The sequence below is a fragment of the Rugamonas brunnea genome (genome assembly GCF_014042345.1).
GTDB lineage: Bacteria > Pseudomonadota > Gammaproteobacteria > Burkholderiales > Burkholderiaceae_D > Rugamonas > Rugamonas brunnea.
In genome coordinates this window covers 1-14,835 of the sequence record NZ_JACEZT010000007.1, presented here as the reverse complement: position 1 = coordinate 14,835, position 14,835 = coordinate 1, and the positions used below count along the sequence as shown (strand labels likewise).

The following is a 14,835-nucleotide window of genomic DNA, read 5'->3' as shown; positions in this document are numbered from 1 at the left end:
GATGGCGCCGGCCACCGGCGCCATCCCCTCCTGCCTTACGCCGCGCGGCGGCGACGGGCCACCACGCCCACCAGCGCCAGGCCGCCCAGCAGCATGCCGTAGGTCTCAGGTTCCGGCACGGCCGTGGTGATGTTCAAGCCGCCAGAATAGCTGGCCGACGGGCCGGCCCAGCCGCGCACAGTCAGCACCAGCGGGCCGCTGAAGCCCGTGTCGAACAGGTGGGCGCCGCTGACAAACAGACCGTCGGCGATGTCCAGCTTCTTGCCGTTCAGGCTCACTTCCTGAAAGCGGATGTGCTGCGATTCGCTGCCATAAAAATTCACCACCCCGCCATTGGCCATGAAATTGCCGTTCAGCGTAGGCGAGAACGTGTACGTGTCGCTGAAAAAATTGCCGTCGATGAAGTCCGGCAGGCTCAGGTTGAAGCTGCCCGTCCATTCGTTGGGGTGGTAAGGCGATTGCAGCAGCGGCACCGTGTAGTCATGGGCCAGGGCGGAGCCGGTGGCGGCCCCTGCCAGCAGCAAGGCGAGCAAAGTCGATTTCATGGGGTTTCCCTTCAGTAATGGAGTTGGCGGTGCCGGCAGGCGGCCGGACCGGATCTGCATGGCGAGCCTGCGATGGGCCCGCCGATCGTCAAGAATAGTAATTTGTTATCATTTCCTGCAAAATAGTCTGTTTGGACTGAAATGTGGCCCGCCACTTGTGGCGCCACGCACGCTGGGTTGTAATTACGACATGAACCATTCCTTCCTTTTGATCGACGATCACGCGCTGTTCCGGGCCGGACTGCGCATGACGCTGGAGAGCGCCCACCCCGGCGTGCCGGTGCGCGAGGCAGCCACGCTGGACGAGGCCGTCCACGGCCAGCGCGACGCGACCGCCCCCACCGTCGTGCTGCTGGACTTGCAACTGCCCGGCCTGAACGGCATGGACGGCATGACCCTGATCCGCCACAAATGGCCCGACTGCGCCATCGTGGTGTTGTCGGCCGACGACAGCCCGGACACGGCGCGCCGCGCCCTGGAGCATGGCGCGCTGCGCTACATTTCCAAGGGCGAGCCGGCCGCCAGCATCCTCGACGGCATCGGCGCCGTGATGCGGGCCGAGCCGGGCGCGCTGGCGCCGACCGCCTCGCGCACCGCCGCGCCGCGCCTGACCCCGCGCCAGTGCGAAGTGCTGGATCTGCTGTGCCAGGGCATGTCGAACAAGCTGATCGGGCGGCGCCTGAACCTGTCGGAGAACACCGTGCGCGGCCACGTGCAGGCGCTGCTGGCCCTGCTGCAAGTGGTGAGCCGGGCCGAGGCGGCCTACGCGGCCCGCAGCCGGGGGCTCGTTGGCTAGGCCGGGCGCGGCACGGCGCGCCGAAGGCCTGATGCGGGCCGAACAGATGCGCCTGTTGCTGGGCAATATGGGCAGCTCGCTGCTGCCCACGCTGGCCGTGGCCTCGCTGCTGCTGTACACGCTGGCCACGCCGGCCAACGCGCCGGGACTGCGGCTGTGGTGCGCCGCCGTCATCGGGTCCAAACTGTTCGGCTGCTGGGACGCGCGCCGCATCCTGCGCGGCCGGATCGGCCCATGGCGCGCCTACCGGCTGCAGCGCTGGATGCTGGTGCTGACGGCCATCGACGGCGCGGCCTGGGGCGCGCTGGCCTGGACCGGTTTCGATCCCGCCTCGACGGCCAACAGCATCCTGGTGGTGGCCGTGTTGTCGGGCATCGTCGGCAACGCCATGTCGATGCTGTCGCCGGTGCTCAGCGTGTTCGCCATTTTCTGCGTGTGCGAGTTGGGCGCGCTCGCGCTCAAGGCCTGGTCGCTCGACGACCTGCCGTTCCGCACCCTGAGCCTGGCCGTGGTGGTGTATTTCTTCAGCTTGCTGTCCCAGGGACGCAACAGCGCCCGCGCCGCACGCGCCGCCATCCAGCTGCGCTTCGACAACATCGGCCTGATCCGGCAACTGCGCATCGAAAGCGACCGCACGCGCCACGCCTTGCACGCGGCCGAGCAAGCCAACCTGGCCAAGTCGCGCTTCCTGGCCGCCGCCAGTCACGACCTGCGCCAGCCCATCCACGCGCAAGGCCTGTTCCTGGAAGTGCTGGCGCGCTCGCCGCTCAACGACAACCAGCGCACGGTGCTGGCCAGCGCGCGCGCCGCGTCCGAGGCCTCGGCCGACATGCTGCATACGCTGCTTGATTTCTCGCGCATCGAAGCGGGCGTGATCGAACCGCAGATCGAAGCGTTCGCCCTGCAACCGCTGCTGGCCAAGCTGGAAAGCGAACTGGCGCCGCAAGCGAACGCCAAGGGACTGGTGTACCGCACGCGCGACAGCGGCTTGGCGCTGCGCTCGGACCGCGGTTTGCTGGAACTGATCGTGCGCAATCTGGTGACGAACGCCGTGCGCTACACGGACCAAGGCGGCATCCTGGTCGCATGCCGCCGGCGCGGCGCGCACGCCGTGCTGGAAGTGTGGGACAGCGGCATCGGCATCGCGCCCGAGCAGCAGGAAGAAGTGTTCCGCGAATTCCACCAGCTGGGCAACCCGGAGCGCGACCGGCAAAAAGGCCTGGGCCTGGGCCTGTCGATCGCGCGCGGGCTGGCCCAGTTGCTGGGGCACGAATTGACGATGGCGTCGCGGCCGGGACGCGGCAGCGTGTTCCGGCTGGCCGTGCCGCTGGCGGCCATGCCGGCGCTGTCGTCCTCGCCCTCGTCCGCCTCCGCGTCGGCACTGCCCGCGCGGGGCGCGTTGCCGCAACGGGTGCTGGTGATCGACGACGACGCGATCGTGCGCGCCAGCATGCAGCAACTGCTGGCCGGCTGGGGTTGCGACTGCCGTGTGGCCGACGGCATCGAACCGGCGCTGATGCTGGCCCGCGCGTGGCAGCCGGATATGATCATCAGCGACTACCGGCTGCGTGAGCAGCGCACCGGCGCCGAAGCCATCGCCATGCTGCGCGCGCAGGCCGGCGCCGCGACACCGGCCCTGCTGATCACTGGCGACACGGCCCCCGCCCGCCTGCGCGAAGCGCGCGCCAGCGGCGTGCCGCTGCTGCACAAGCCGACCTCGCCCGAGCAGCTGTACCACGCCATGAAACAAGCTTGCACCGGCCGGGGTCAGTGCCAACAATCCAACACGACCTCAGCCGATGCGCTGCACTGTGGCTGAATTTATGATGCGATGTTGGCCCTGACCTTGGATGCTTAGTCCGGCAGAAAATCCGGCGACAATACCACTTCCACCGGCCACGGGCACTGCTCCGGAAAATCTACGCATTTCGTTTCGCGCTGCGCCAAATTGCGGGCGCGGCGATACACGTAGGCATACCAATCGGGATCTGGCAACAGCCGACGCAGGCTAGGGCTATCCGTCAATACCTCTTCAATGCACTCGCGCTGTTCCGTGATCGTGCTGAACCAACCGTTTCCCCGCAATCGAGGCTGGTACCGCCACTTCAACAGATGGGCCAGGAGGACCGCGCAACGGTGCCGTAATTCTCGCCTCTCACTCGTGCTCACGGCCGCTATCTCCTCGGCGATATTTTCGGCATCGATCTGCGACAACCGGCCCGCTTTCAGCAGGGCCACTTGTTCTTCCGCCCAAACGACCACGTCCGTTTCATACGCTGTGTCCATGGCTGGCTCCTCCTTCACACAGCGTTAGAGCCCAGCCCGGCGCGAAAGTTCCGCCGCCGGCCAGCGGGGGAAAATGCTTGATTACTCAACAATCTTCGATGATTTGATGCAAAATTGCCTCAGACGATGGCAAAGCAACCACATTTGTTTTGATGGTGCTACACTGGTCGATGTCTTTTCTTCATAGAGAGGCTCCCACCATGAACCAGATGTCGAGGCGTCAGTTCCTGAAGGTGACTGGCGCGACCCTGGCCGGATCGAGCATCGCGCTGCTGGGCTTCGCCCCAGCCACGGCGCTGGCCGAAGTCCGGCAATACAAGCTGGCGCGCAGCACAGAAACCCGCAACACCTGTCCCTACTGCTCGGTGGGCTGCGGCATCCTGATGTATGGTCTGGGAGACGGCGCCAAGAACGCCACCGCCCGTATCATCCACATCGAGGGCGACGCCGACCACCCCGTCAACCGCGGCACGCTGTGCCCGAAAGGCGCCAGCCTGATCGACTTCATCCACAGCCCCAACCGGCTGCAGGTGCCCGAGTACCGGGCGCCCGGCGCCACCGAGTGGAGCCCGATCTCGTGGGACGACGCGCTCAACCGCATCGCCAAGCTGATGAAGACCGACCGCGACGCCAACTTCATCGAGAAAAGCGCGGACGGCAAGACCGTCAACCGCTGGCTGTCGACCGGCATGCTGTGCGCCTCGGCTGGCACCAACGAGGTGGGCTACCTGACGCACAAAACCATGCGCAGTCTGGGCATGCTGGCTTTCGATAATCAGGCGCGTGTATGACATGGTCCGACGGTGGCAGGTCTTGCCCCGACGTTTGGCCGTGGCGCGATGACGAATCACTGGGTCGACATCAAGAACGCCGATGTGATCCTGGTCATGGGCGGCAATGCCGCCGAAGCCCACCCATGCGGCTTCAAATGGGTGACGGAAGCGAAGGCGCACCGTGGCGCCAAGCTGATCGTGGTCGACCCGCGCTTTACCCGCACCGCCTCGGTGGCCGATCATTACGTGGCCACCCGCACCGGCTCGGATATCGTGTTCCTGGGCGCGATCATCAACTACCTGCTTACGAATGACAAGATCCAGCACGAGTATGTGCGCAACTACACCGACCTGCCCTTCATCGTGCGCGAGGACTTCGCGCTCAACGACGGCCTGTTCTCGGGCTACGATGAGAAGGCCGGCAAGTACACCGACAAGAGCAGCTGGAACTATGAGCTGGGCGAGGACGGCTACGCCAAGATCGACCCCACACTTGAACATCCGCGCTGCGTCTACCAGCTGCTGAAGAAGCACTACGCGCGCTACACGCCGGAGATGGTGCAGAAGGCCTGCGGCGTGGCGCCCGACAAGTTCAAGCTGGTGGCCGAGGCGCTGGCGTCGACGGCCGTGCCGGGCCGCGCCGCCACCATCCTGTACGCGCTGGGTTGGACCCAGCATTCCACAGGCGCGCAAACGCTGCGCTGCGGCGCCATGGTGCAGCTGTTATTGGGGAACATGGGCATCGCCGGCGGCGGCATGAACGCCCTGCGCGGCCACTCCAACATCCAGGGCTTGACGGACCTGGGGCTGATGTCCAACCTGCTGCCCGGTTACATGACGCTGCCCGGCGAGGCGGAACAGGACTTCGACGCCTTCATCAACCAGCGCGCGCTCAAGCCGCTGCGGCCCAACCAGCTCAGTTACTGGAGCAATTACCGCAAATTCCACGTCAGCCTGATGAAGGCCTGGTGGGGCGACGCGGCCACGGAGGAGAACAAGTTCGCCTTCGACTACCTGCCCAAGCTGGACAAGCCCTACGACATGATGCAGGCCTTCGAGCTCATGCATCAGGGGAAAATGAACGGCTACATCTGCCAGGGTTTCAACATCCTCGCCTCGGCGCCGGACAAGCAAAAGATCACGGAAGCGCTGTCCAAGCTCAAATTCCTCGTCGTGATGGACCCGCTGGCCGTGGAGACGGCGGAATTCTGGCGCCCGTTCGGCGCCTTCCATGAAGTCGATCCGGCCAAGATCCAGACCGAAGTGTTCCGCCTGCCCACCACCTGCTTCGCCGAGGAGCGCGGCTCGCTGGTCAGCTCCTCGCGCGTGCTGCAATGGCACTGGCAAGGTGCGGAAGGGCCGGGCCAGACCCGCAGCGACCTGGAGATCATGTCCGGCATCTTCCTGCGCATGAAGAAGATGTACCAGACCGACGGCGGCAAGTACCCCGATCCGATCGTCAACCTGACCTGGCCTTACGCGCAGCCGCACAGCCCCACGCCCGAGGAACTGGCGATGGAGTACAACGGCAAGGCGCTCAAGGAGCTGACCGATCCCAAGGACCCGACCAAGGTGCTGGTGAAGAAAGGCGAGCAGCTGGCCGGCTTCGCCCAGTTGCGCGACGACGGTTCCACGGCCTGCGGCTGCTGGATCTTCTCCGGCGCGTGGACGGCGGCCGGCAACCAGATGGGCCGGCGCGACAACGCCGATCCCTCCGGCATCGGCCAGACGCTGAACTGGGCCTGGGCCTGGCCGGCCAACCGCCGCGTGCTGTACAACCGCGCCTCGTGCGACACCAAGGGCAAACCGTTCGACCCCACCCGCAAACTGGTGGGCTGGAACGGGACCAACTGGGCCGGCGTGGACGTACCCGACTTCAAGCTCGACGAGCCACCCGAGAACGGCATGGGCCCGTTCATCATGCTGCAGGAAGGCGTGGCCCGCTTCTTCTGCCGCGCCGGCATGAACGAGGGCCCGTTCCCCGAGCACTACGAGCCGTTCGAAACGCCGGTCGGCCACAACCCGCTGCACCCGTCCAACGCGCGCGCCACCAGCAACCCGGCCGCCCGCGTGTTCCCGTCCGACCGCGCCAAGTTCGGCACGGCGGCCGAGTTCCCGCACGTGGCCACCAGCTACCGGCTCACCGAGCATTTCCACTACTGGACCAAGCATGCGCGGCTCAACGCCATCATCCAGCCGGAGCAGTTCGTGGAGATCGGCGAAGACCTGGCGGCCGAAATCGGCGTGGCCAACGGCGGCACCGTCAAGGTCAGCTCCAAGCGCGGCCACATCGTGGCCAAGGCGGTGGTCACCAAGCGCATCAAGGCGCTCACCATCGACGGCAAGAAGACCCACACGGTGGGCCTGCCGATCCACTTCGGCTTCAAGGGCGTCACCAAGCCGGGCTATCTGATCAACACGCTCACCCCCACCGTCGGCGACGGCAATTCCCAGACCCCGGAATACAAGTCGTTCCTGGTCAAAGTGGAAAAAGCGTGAGCGCGCGAGGAGAATGACATGGCACTGCAATCATTGGATATCAAGCGCCAGTCCGCCACCACGACGCAACCGCCCAGCGCGCGCGAGCCGGCGCTGGGCACCGTGGCCAAGCTGATCGACGTATCGAAGTGCATCGGCTGCAAGGCTTGCCAGACCGCCTGCATGGAGTGGAACGACCTGCGCGACGAAGTGGGCAGCAACGCCGGCGTGTATGACAACCCGAACGACCTGTCGCCGCAATCGTGGACGGTGATGCGCTACTCCGAGCACGAGACAGGCGACGGCAACCTGGAATGGCTGATCCGCAAGGACGGCTGCATGCATTGCGAAGACCCGGGCTGCCTGAAAGCCTGTCCGGCGCCCGGCGCCATCGTGCAGTACACCAACGGCATCGTCGACTTCCACCAGGAGAACTGCATCGGCTGCGGCTATTGCGTGGCCGGCTGTCCGTTCGACGTGCCGCGCATCTCCAAGAAGGACAGCCGCGCCTACAAATGCACGCTGTGCTCGGACCGGGTGGCCGTGGGCCAGGAACCGGCCTGCGTCAAGACCTGCCCCACCGGCGCCATCGTGTTCGGCACCAAGGAGGACATGCAGGTGCATGCCGAGGAACGCATCGCCGACCTCAAGTCGCGCGGCTATGCGCAGGCGGGCCTGTACGACCCGGCCGGCGTGGGCGGCACGCACGTGATGTATGTGCTGCACCACGCGGACCAGCCGGGCCTGTACCACGGTTTGCCGGCCGCGCCCAGCATCAGCCCCATGGTGGGCCTGTGGAAGGGCATGACCAAGCCGCTGGCCCTGGCCGGTATCGCCGTCACGGCGCTGGCAGGCTGGTTCCACTACTCGCGCGTGGGGCCGAACGAAGTGACCAGGGACGAAGAAGCCGAGGCAGTCAAAGACGCCAACCGCATCCGGGAGAGCCAAAATGAATCGCGATAAGGATGGCAATCCGCTCATCGAGCGCTACACGGCCAATGAACGCAGCGGCCACTGGGTCACCGCCATCTGCTTCGTTCTGCTGATGGTGTCCGGCCTGTCCATGTTCCACCCCGCCACCGCATGGATGGCGGTGTTCCTCGGCGGCGGCCAATGGACGCGCATCCTGCACCCGTTCATCGGGCTGGTGATGGCGGCCTCGTTTGGCGGCATGGTGATGCAGTTCTGGCGCCACAACCAGTTCGAGCCCGGCGACCGCGAATGGCTGGACCAGACGGGCGACGTGATCCACAAGCGCGAACACCTGGTGCCCAAGGCGGGCCGCTACAACGGTGGGCAGAAGCTGCTGTTCTTCGTGCTGGTGGGCTGCATGGCAGCGCTGCTGGTGACAGGCATCGTGATCTGGCGCGCCTACTTCTCGGCCCTGTTCCCCATCGGTCTGATACGCTTCTCCGCCCTGCTCCACGCATTTGCTGCGTTGTTCATCATCGTCGCCATCATCATCCACGTGTACGCGGGCCTGTGGGTCAAGGGCTCGCTGGGCGCGATGGTGCGCGGCACGGCGACCTACGGGTGGGCGCGCAAGCACCACGGGCGCTGGTTCGAGGAGGCCGTGCGCAAATCGCGCGAATAACAACGTGTTGTAGCCCGCCCGTTTTGGATTAGAATAAGCCGCAAGGCCTGCCACCGCCGGTGGCGGGCGGGTTTGGCATTCTGGGACGGGGGACATACTTGGTACAACGCCTGCTTGCACCCGGCGAGATCGAAGCGCTCGATCACACCGCCATTCCGCGCCTGCTGCTGCCGCAGCCGCGCAGCCTGTTTTCCGCCCGCGCGGCCCGTCTGCGCCGGCTGGCCAATAACGAAATCAAGGGCATTCCCGTCGGCGCCACGCTGCGCGGCTACCTGCTGCTGATGGCCGCACTGGTCGATGCGCAGGCGGCCGTCACGCTGGCCCTGCCGTCCGACGCCGGTGCGCTGGCGGCGGCAATCGACATACCCGGCGACGCCGCCATCGCCCAGGCGCTCAACCACAACATGCCGCCGCTGCCCGTGAGCGGCGCCCGCCCCGCCGCCTGGCGCGGCGTGTTCGACAGCCTGCTGGCCCAAATGAGCACGCTGGCCGACAGCCAGCCGCAATTCTCGTCCGTGGTGGACGAGCTGCGCGCGCTCACCGGCGCCGAACTGGAAGGCTGCGCCGATGCCGTGCTGGCGCAATTCGGCGACGGCATCAATCCGCTCCACGCGCCATTCGTGGCGGCCGCGTTGCAGGTGGTGTGGACGCTGCAAGCGAGCCTGCTCGACGCGCGCCGCGTGCAGCCGCTGGTGACGGGCGCGCTGTGCCCCGTGTGCAGCTCGCATCCGGTGGCCAGCGTGATCCGCATCGGCGGGCAGTCGCAGGGCTACCGGTATCTGCAATGCGGCATCTGCGCCAGCGAGTGGCACATGGTGCGCGTCAAGTGCTCCAACTGCGAGGAAAACGCGCATGTGGCCTACCAGAGCCTGGAGGATGCGGATACAGGCGCCGCGCCAGCGCCCGACACCATCAACAAGGCCAACGATCCCTCGCGCGTGGCGCGCGCCGAAACCTGCGACGACTGCCACAGCTACCGCAAGATCTTCAACCAGGAGCATGACTACGACGTCGAGCCACTGGCCGACGACCTGGCCAGCCTGATGCTGGACGTGCTGGTGGGCGAAGCGGGCTACACGCGCGCCAGCGGCAATCCCCTGCTATGGTTTAGCGCGGCATGAGCGGCGCAGCGACCGGAGCGCAGCCGGACGCCGGCGCGACGGGCACCAGCGTCGCGGGCGCCGGCAACACGCGCGCACGTAGCGTCCACCTGCCGGCCATGCATCTGATTTTGTCCGATCCCTCGTGCCAGCCGCTGCTGACCGGCTATGGCCGCGAACAAACGCTGGCCGCCGCCCGCGCACTGCTGGCCGAACTGCGCGGCGACATGCTGCGCGTGGCCAACGCTGGCGGTAGTGCGCCCGCCGCCGCTGGCGAGATCACCATCCCCGCCATCACCGCGCTGCTGGCGCAGCGGCTGGCGCAGGCCAATCAATCGCCACTGCGGCCTGTATTCAACCTGAGCGGCACCGTATTGCACACCAACCTGGGACGCGCGCTGCTGCCCGACTGCGCCGTGCAAGCCGTGGCCGAAGCGCTGCGCTGGCCCATGAACCTGGAATGGGACATCGACACGGGCAAGCGCGGCGACCGCGACGACCTGGTAGAAGACCTGCTGCGCGAACTGACCGGCGCCGAAGCCGTCACCATCGTCAACAACAACGCTGCCGCCGTGCTGCTGATGCTCGACACGCTGGCCGATGGCCGCGAAGCCATCGTCTCGCGCGGCGAACTGGTGGAGATTGGCGGCACCTTCCGCATCCCGGACATCATGCAGCGCGCCGGTGCCACGCTGCGCGAAGTGGGCAGCACCAACCGCACCCACCTGCACGATTACGCCAACGCGGCCAACACGCAGACGGCGCTGCTGCTCAAGGTCCATTGCAGCAATTACGCCATCACTGGCTTCACCAAGAGCGTGGAGGTGGCCGAACTGGCGCCGCTGGCGCGCGAGCGGCAGATCCCGCTGGCCGTGGATCTGGGCAGCGGTACGCTGGTCGACCTGGAACAATACGGTCTGCCGCACGAAACGACGGTGCGCGAAACGATCGCCGCCGGGGCCGACCTGGTGACCTTCAGCGGCGACAAGCTGCTGGGCGGCCCGCAGTGCGGCATCATCGCCGGCCGCGCCGACCTGATCGCGCGCATCAAGCGCAACCCGCTCAAGCGCGCACTGCGGGTCGGCAAACTGACGCTGGCCGCACTGGCGCCCGTGCTGGCCCTGTACCGCGCACCGGATCTGCTGCCCGAACGATTGACCACGCTGCGCCTGCTCACGCGCCCGGCCGCAGATATGCGCGCGCAGGCGCAAGCCATCCTGCCGCTGCTTCAGCGCGCGCTGGGCGCTGACTACGACGTGCGCGACGAAGCCATGACGAGCCAGATCGGCAGCGGCGCGCTGCCGGTGGACCTGCTACCCAGCCACGGCCTGACCGTGCGCGCCGCAGCCGGTTCGCGCGTGAGTGACGCGCTGGGCGTACTGGAACGACGGTTGCGTGCATTGCCCATCCCCGTCGTCGGCCGCGTGGCGCAGGACGCGCTGTGGCTGGACCTGCGCTGCCTGGATGCCGATCACCAGCAACGCTTCATCGCCCAACTGGAAGCGCTGGCCGTATGATCATCGGCACGGCAGGCCATATCGACCACGGCAAGACCACGCTCACGCGCGCGCTGACCGGCGTCGACACGGATCGTCTGAAGGAAGAAAAAGCACGCGGCATCTCGATCGAACTTGGTTACGCCTACCTGCCGCTGGATGATGGCCAGGTACTGGGCGTGATCGACGTGCCCGGTCACGAAAAATTCATCCGCACCATGGCCGCCGGGGTGACCGGCATCGACTACGCCCTGCTGGCGGTGGCCGCCGACGACGGCATCATGCCGCAGACGGTCGAACATCTGTCCATCCTGCGCCTGCTGGGCGTACGGCGCGGGGCCGTGGCCCTGACCAAGGCCGACCGCGCCGATGCGGCCCGGCTGGAGCAAGTGGAATCCGAGGTGCGCACCCTGCTGTCTGTCATGGGCTTCGACGACGCGCCGCTGTTCCGCACCAACGCCACAGCGCCGAACGATGCCGGCGTGGCGGCACTGCTCGCGCATCTCGCGGCCACCGCCCGTGACCTGCCCACCCGCGACGAACAGCGCCTGTTCCGGCTGGGCGTGGACCGCGTGTTCACGCTAGCCGGTCAAGGCACCATCGTCACCGGCACCGCACTGGCCGGGGCTGTGCGCGTAGGCGACGTGCTGCGGTTGGCGCCCGGCGGCCAACAGGTGCGCGTGCGCAGCATCCACGCGCAGAACCGCTCAGCCGAACGGGGCGTGGCCGGCCAGCGGCTGGCACTGAACCTGGGCGGCGCCGCGCGCGAGGACATCGCCCGTGGCAGCTGGGTAGTCGCGCCCGCGCTGGCCGAATGCGGCGAACGCTTCGACGCCGAACTGACGCTGCTGCCCGACGCAGGCGCACCGCTCGCATCATGGTCGCCCGTGCATGTGCACCTGGGCGCAGCCCATCACACCGCGCACGTGGTACCGCTCGATAGCGACACCCTGCCCCCCGGCCGCACGGGCCGCATCCAATTGGTGCTCGACGCGCCCGTGCACGCCGTGCCGGGCGACCGCTTCGTGATCCGCAACGCGCAGGCCAGCGCCACCATCGGCGGCGGCGTGGTGCTGGACCCGTTCGCGCCGCCCCGCAAGCGGCGCAGTGCCGAACGGCTGGCGTGGCTGCAAGCCATGTCCACCTATCTCGCCAACGGTGACTTGGAGGCGCTGCTGGCGTGCAGCCCGCACGGCCTGCGCACCTCCACGCTGACGCGCATGACGCTGCTGCCAGCCGACCAGCTCACGGCGCCGCCGGACGCGCTGCGCATCGCACTGACGGGCGGCGACGCGCTGCTGATCGCGCGCACCAGCGTACAAGCACTACAGGAACGCACCGTCGCCGCGCTGGCGCAGTTCCACGCGCGCGCGCCCGACGAAGCAGGCCCGGAATGGTGGCGCCTCAAGCGCATGGTGGCGCCCGACGCGGAGGACAAACTGTGGAGCGAACTGCTGGAACAGCTAATCGCGGCGACCCGCGTATGCCAGCGCGGCCGCAGCCTGCACCTGCCCGAACACCGCATCGAACTGAGTCCACAAGAACAGACGCAGGCCGCGCCCTTGCTGGCGTCCTTGCTGGCCGGCGCCTACGACCCGCCGTGGGTGCGCGATCTTGCGCGTTCGACGGGCATCGCAGAGGACGAAGTACGCCGCCTGCTGCGCAAGCTCAATCGCAGCGGCGATGTGGGCCAGGTGGTGCCCGATCTGTTCTACCACCCGGCGCGGCTGGCCGAACTGGCGCACATCGTCGCCACGCTACCCGAAGCGCAGGCGGCCTCGTTCCGCGACGCCACGGCGCTGGGACGCAAGCGCGCCATCCAGCTGTTGGAATACTTCGACCGCGTCGGCTATACTCGGCGCGTAGGCAACATCCATCTGGTACGGCCCAACGCCGTATGGTCTTAGCTTCACCATGATGCACCACGAGGAAGGCATACTCATCCGGTGATGGGGCCGGGCTTCAAACCCGGTGGGGGGCGTCAGCCGCTCCCTCGTAAGTTCGACTCCTACTGCCTTCCGCCCTTCCCTGCACCATCACCAGGCCACCACCGTCATACGGCTGTCATGTCAGCTACTTAACTTCGGCAGGAATACAAAACGCTAGAACTTGGACCTTAACCGTTGCATGACCGGCGGCACATCCCAAACCCGCGCACAGAAGCAGGTCCGGTAACTGCCCATTGTTATAGCCAGAGTGACCATAATGTAACTGCTGTGAAGAGAACAAAAGTGAATCCAACGAAAGGCTTTCGTGGGGCCACTGCATGAATGAATCGAGCAAGTAGCACTGGCAACAGGATGATAACCGCTGAAGCAAATGCAGCAGGCACGGTGAACAACCAGGTGAGGATGTAGTACAAACCAAAGAAAGTAGCGAAAAGCAACGATATGACGCCACTTATAGCGATTGGATTTGTTAAATGGGGAACTTCCCACCCCAAGGGCAAAGGTATGCGATAAAAGCCTTCGGCAAGAATTTGAGTAAATTGTGTATGAAGCAGCAGATCGAATGCACCAAGTAGGATGGGGCCAAAAACAAACAGGGAAGCTTGCGAACCAAATTCTCGAACGGTCTTCCTATGCTCAAGACACCACTTGATTGAGAACCACCCGAAGACACTGCCAATGCCAACGGGCGACAAATAACCCAGGAAATTTGGGTTTGGGCCGATGATTTTGGACAGGACGATGAACAGTAGAAAAGCTACAACTGCAACCCAACCATAGAAATTTCTCAATACAGAAAGGCTTTCTACGATTTTTGCACTCTTCAACTTTTCATTGAAGCTCCCATACCCTCCTTCAAGATGGGTAACCAGCGCATCTATTTTGGGGTTTTGACGCGCCATATCGCCGGCCCAATAGAAGCCGATAATTATTTGAACCAACGTAAGTATTAGTTTGAGCATTTGGACCAACGTTCGACACGCACGGCGGGACGCGGCTGGCGAAGCCGGTCGTAACACGGGCATTCGATGGACGGGTTGAAACTCATTTCTTGTGCTCCTCCAAGAACCTCTCGATTGCGCCTGGTGTGCGCTTAGAACCGACCAACCACTGAACTTGCCACTCCGTCAGCCGCTCGCCGTTCACCACCTCAAACTTACCCGGGATAGGTTCATTGACGTACCTCGACTGTCGAATAAGCACAAGCGGTTCTTCGGCCCCCTTGGATCGTTGTGAAAAGGCAAGTGCGCGCTCATACTGGGCAAAGGCTACAAAGTAGTCATTTCCGCCATTCCTTCGGAACGCGCCGCGCTCAGGGTGTAGCCATACCCGGTACTCAAGAACCTCATCGTAGAAGTAGCCCGCCCCCGACTTGACGAGTGCAGGGTAAGTGCCGACCTTCTCAGGTTCCACCGGAACGGGAAACTTGGTCTCACCGAAAACGACTCGGTCAGCCTCCGCGACGTTGAAGGCCGCGTTAGCGACGAAACTAACTACGAGCGCGAGGAATGCGATTAGCAGGCGGAGGCGCATACGGGCTCTACGTGCTTGAATTAACCGGCGCGCGTCAGCGCGTCCGGGTTGAATGAATTGTTGGGCCATAGCTTGGTGGAGGATGCTTTTCCATGTAGCCAGCGTAGTTGCCAAAATGCCTGCGGCGCCCGAGATAGTGAGGATACCGCTCGTAATGCGGTAATCCCCCCACCAGATGATAGCGTTTGAAAGTAGAATTTTCTCAATTTGATTTTTGAAAGTTCTGCAGCATGAAGACCTCCCGTTTTACCGACAGCCAGATCATCGCCATCCTGAAGCAGGCCG

At 65.2% G+C, this 14,835-nt stretch carries 13 protein-coding genes and 1 tRNA gene; 9 read left to right on the top strand and 5 right to left on the bottom strand.

Going from position 1 to position 14,835, the window contains the following annotated elements; genetic code table 11:
• Window positions 1–35: 35 nt before the first annotated feature.
• The gene (locus tag H3H37_RS11940; RefSeq protein WP_182162690.1) at window positions 36–545 is read right to left on the bottom strand and encodes an FxDxF family PEP-CTERM protein; all 510 of its coding nucleotides are present in this window, start codon (window positions 543–545) and stop codon (window positions 36–38) included.
• A gap of 190 nt (window positions 546–735) precedes the next feature.
• On the opposite strand from H3H37_RS11940, the gene H3H37_RS11935 reads away from it, so the two are divergent.
• Both H3H37_RS11935 and H3H37_RS11930 read left to right on the top strand, forming a co-directional pair.
• Window positions 736–1,341 (top strand): response regulator transcription factor, encoded by a 606-nt coding sequence (locus H3H37_RS11935; protein ID WP_182162689.1) that lies wholly within the window; start codon window positions 736–738, stop codon window positions 1,339–1,341.
• 31 nt (window positions 1,342–1,372) lie between these two features.
• A complete protein-coding gene (locus tag H3H37_RS11930; RefSeq protein WP_182162688.1) occupies window positions 1,373–3,160 on the top strand; it encodes an ATP-binding response regulator in 1,788 nt (595 codons plus the stop codon).
• A gap of 35 nt (window positions 3,161–3,195) precedes the next feature.
• Here H3H37_RS11930 and H3H37_RS11925 read toward each other — a convergent pair whose 3' ends face one another.
• Entirely contained in the window at window positions 3,196–3,627 is a 432-nt protein-coding gene (locus H3H37_RS11925) for a DUF29 domain-containing protein (protein ID WP_182162687.1), read from the bottom strand.
• A gap of 200 nt (window positions 3,628–3,827) precedes the next feature.
• Here H3H37_RS11925 and fdnG point away from each other — a divergent pair, with 200 nt between their 5' ends.
• From fdnG to H3H37_RS11890, 7 genes are all read left to right on the top strand, one after another.
• On the top strand, window positions 3,828–6,899 hold the full coding sequence (gene fdnG / locus H3H37_RS11920; RefSeq protein WP_182162686.1) for a formate dehydrogenase-N subunit alpha: 3,072 nt from the start codon (window positions 3,828–3,830) through the stop codon (window positions 6,897–6,899).
• A gap of 18 nt (window positions 6,900–6,917) precedes the next feature.
• Window positions 6,918–7,841, top strand: a complete 924-nt coding sequence (gene fdxH / locus H3H37_RS11915) for a formate dehydrogenase subunit beta (protein WP_182162685.1) — start codon at window positions 6,918–6,920, stop codon at window positions 7,839–7,841.
• Entirely contained in the window at window positions 7,828–8,472 is a 645-nt protein-coding gene (locus tag H3H37_RS11910) for a formate dehydrogenase subunit gamma (RefSeq protein ID WP_182162684.1), read from the top strand. Before fdxH ends, H3H37_RS11910 begins: the two co-directional genes overlap by 14 nt.
• A gap of 98 nt (window positions 8,473–8,570) precedes the next feature.
• The gene (gene fdhE, locus H3H37_RS11905; protein WP_182162683.1) at window positions 8,571–9,593 is read left to right on the top strand and encodes a formate dehydrogenase accessory protein FdhE; all 1,023 of its coding nucleotides are present in this window, start codon (window positions 8,571–8,573) and stop codon (window positions 9,591–9,593) included.
• A complete protein-coding gene (gene selA / locus H3H37_RS11900) occupies window positions 9,590–11,089 on the top strand; it encodes an L-seryl-tRNA(Sec) selenium transferase (protein ID WP_182162681.1) in 1,500 nt (499 codons plus the stop codon). The genes fdhE and selA overlap by 4 nt, the downstream gene beginning before the upstream one ends.
• Window positions 11,086–12,975: a selenocysteine-specific translation elongation factor gene (gene selB / locus H3H37_RS11895; RefSeq protein ID WP_182162679.1), complete on the top strand. Its 1,890-nt coding sequence runs from the start codon at window positions 11,086–11,088 to the stop codon at window positions 12,973–12,975. The genes selA and selB overlap by 4 nt, the downstream gene beginning before the upstream one ends.
• A gap of 21 nt (window positions 12,976–12,996) precedes the next feature.
• A tRNA-Sec gene (locus H3H37_RS11890) sits at window positions 12,997–13,089 on the top strand.
• A 164-nt stretch (window positions 13,090–13,253) separates the two neighbouring features.
• On the opposite strand, the gene H3H37_RS11885 is transcribed toward H3H37_RS11890, so the two are convergent.
• The 3 genes from H3H37_RS11885 to H3H37_RS25635 all read right to left on the bottom strand — a co-directional run.
• The gene (locus H3H37_RS11885) at window positions 13,254–13,979 is read right to left on the bottom strand and encodes a hypothetical protein (protein WP_182162677.1); all 726 of its coding nucleotides are present in this window, start codon (window positions 13,977–13,979) and stop codon (window positions 13,254–13,256) included.
• A gap of 82 nt (window positions 13,980–14,061) precedes the next feature.
• Complete coding sequence (locus H3H37_RS11880) at window positions 14,062–14,550, bottom strand: GCN5 family acetyltransferase (protein WP_220456419.1); 489 nt, start codon at window positions 14,548–14,550, stop codon at window positions 14,062–14,064.
• A gap of 20 nt (window positions 14,551–14,570) precedes the next feature.
• On the bottom strand, window positions 14,571–14,835 hold a 265-nt coding region (locus H3H37_RS25635; protein ID WP_220456418.1), incomplete at its 5' end, for a hypothetical protein.

Coding starts and splice junctions, on each gene's coding strand:
- selA (WP_182162681.1), top strand. CDS start 9,590: ATGAGCGGCGCAGCGACCGGAGCGCAGCCGGACGCCGGCGCGACGGGC.
- H3H37_RS11885 (WP_182162677.1), bottom strand. CDS start 13,979: ATGCTCAAACTAATACTTACGTTGGTTCAAATAATTATCGGCTTCTAT.
- H3H37_RS11935 (WP_182162689.1), top strand. CDS start 736: ATGAACCATTCCTTCCTTTTGATCGACGATCACGCGCTGTTCCGGGCC.
- H3H37_RS11930 (WP_182162688.1), top strand. CDS start 1,373: ATGCGGGCCGAACAGATGCGCCTGTTGCTGGGCAATATGGGCAGCTCG.
- H3H37_RS11925 (WP_182162687.1), bottom strand. CDS start 3,627: ATGGACACAGCGTATGAAACGGACGTGGTCGTTTGGGCGGAAGAACAA.
- H3H37_RS11910 (WP_182162684.1), top strand. CDS start 7,828: ATGAATCGCGATAAGGATGGCAATCCGCTCATCGAGCGCTACACGGCC.
- H3H37_RS11940 (WP_182162690.1), bottom strand. CDS start 545: ATGAAATCGACTTTGCTCGCCTTGCTGCTGGCAGGGGCCGCCACCGGC.
- H3H37_RS11880 (WP_220456419.1), bottom strand. CDS start 14,550: ATGCGCCTCCGCCTGCTAATCGCATTCCTCGCGCTCGTAGTTAGTTTC.
- selB (WP_182162679.1), top strand. CDS start 11,086: ATGATCATCGGCACGGCAGGCCATATCGACCACGGCAAGACCACGCTC.
- fdxH (WP_182162685.1), top strand. CDS start 6,918: ATGGCACTGCAATCATTGGATATCAAGCGCCAGTCCGCCACCACGACG.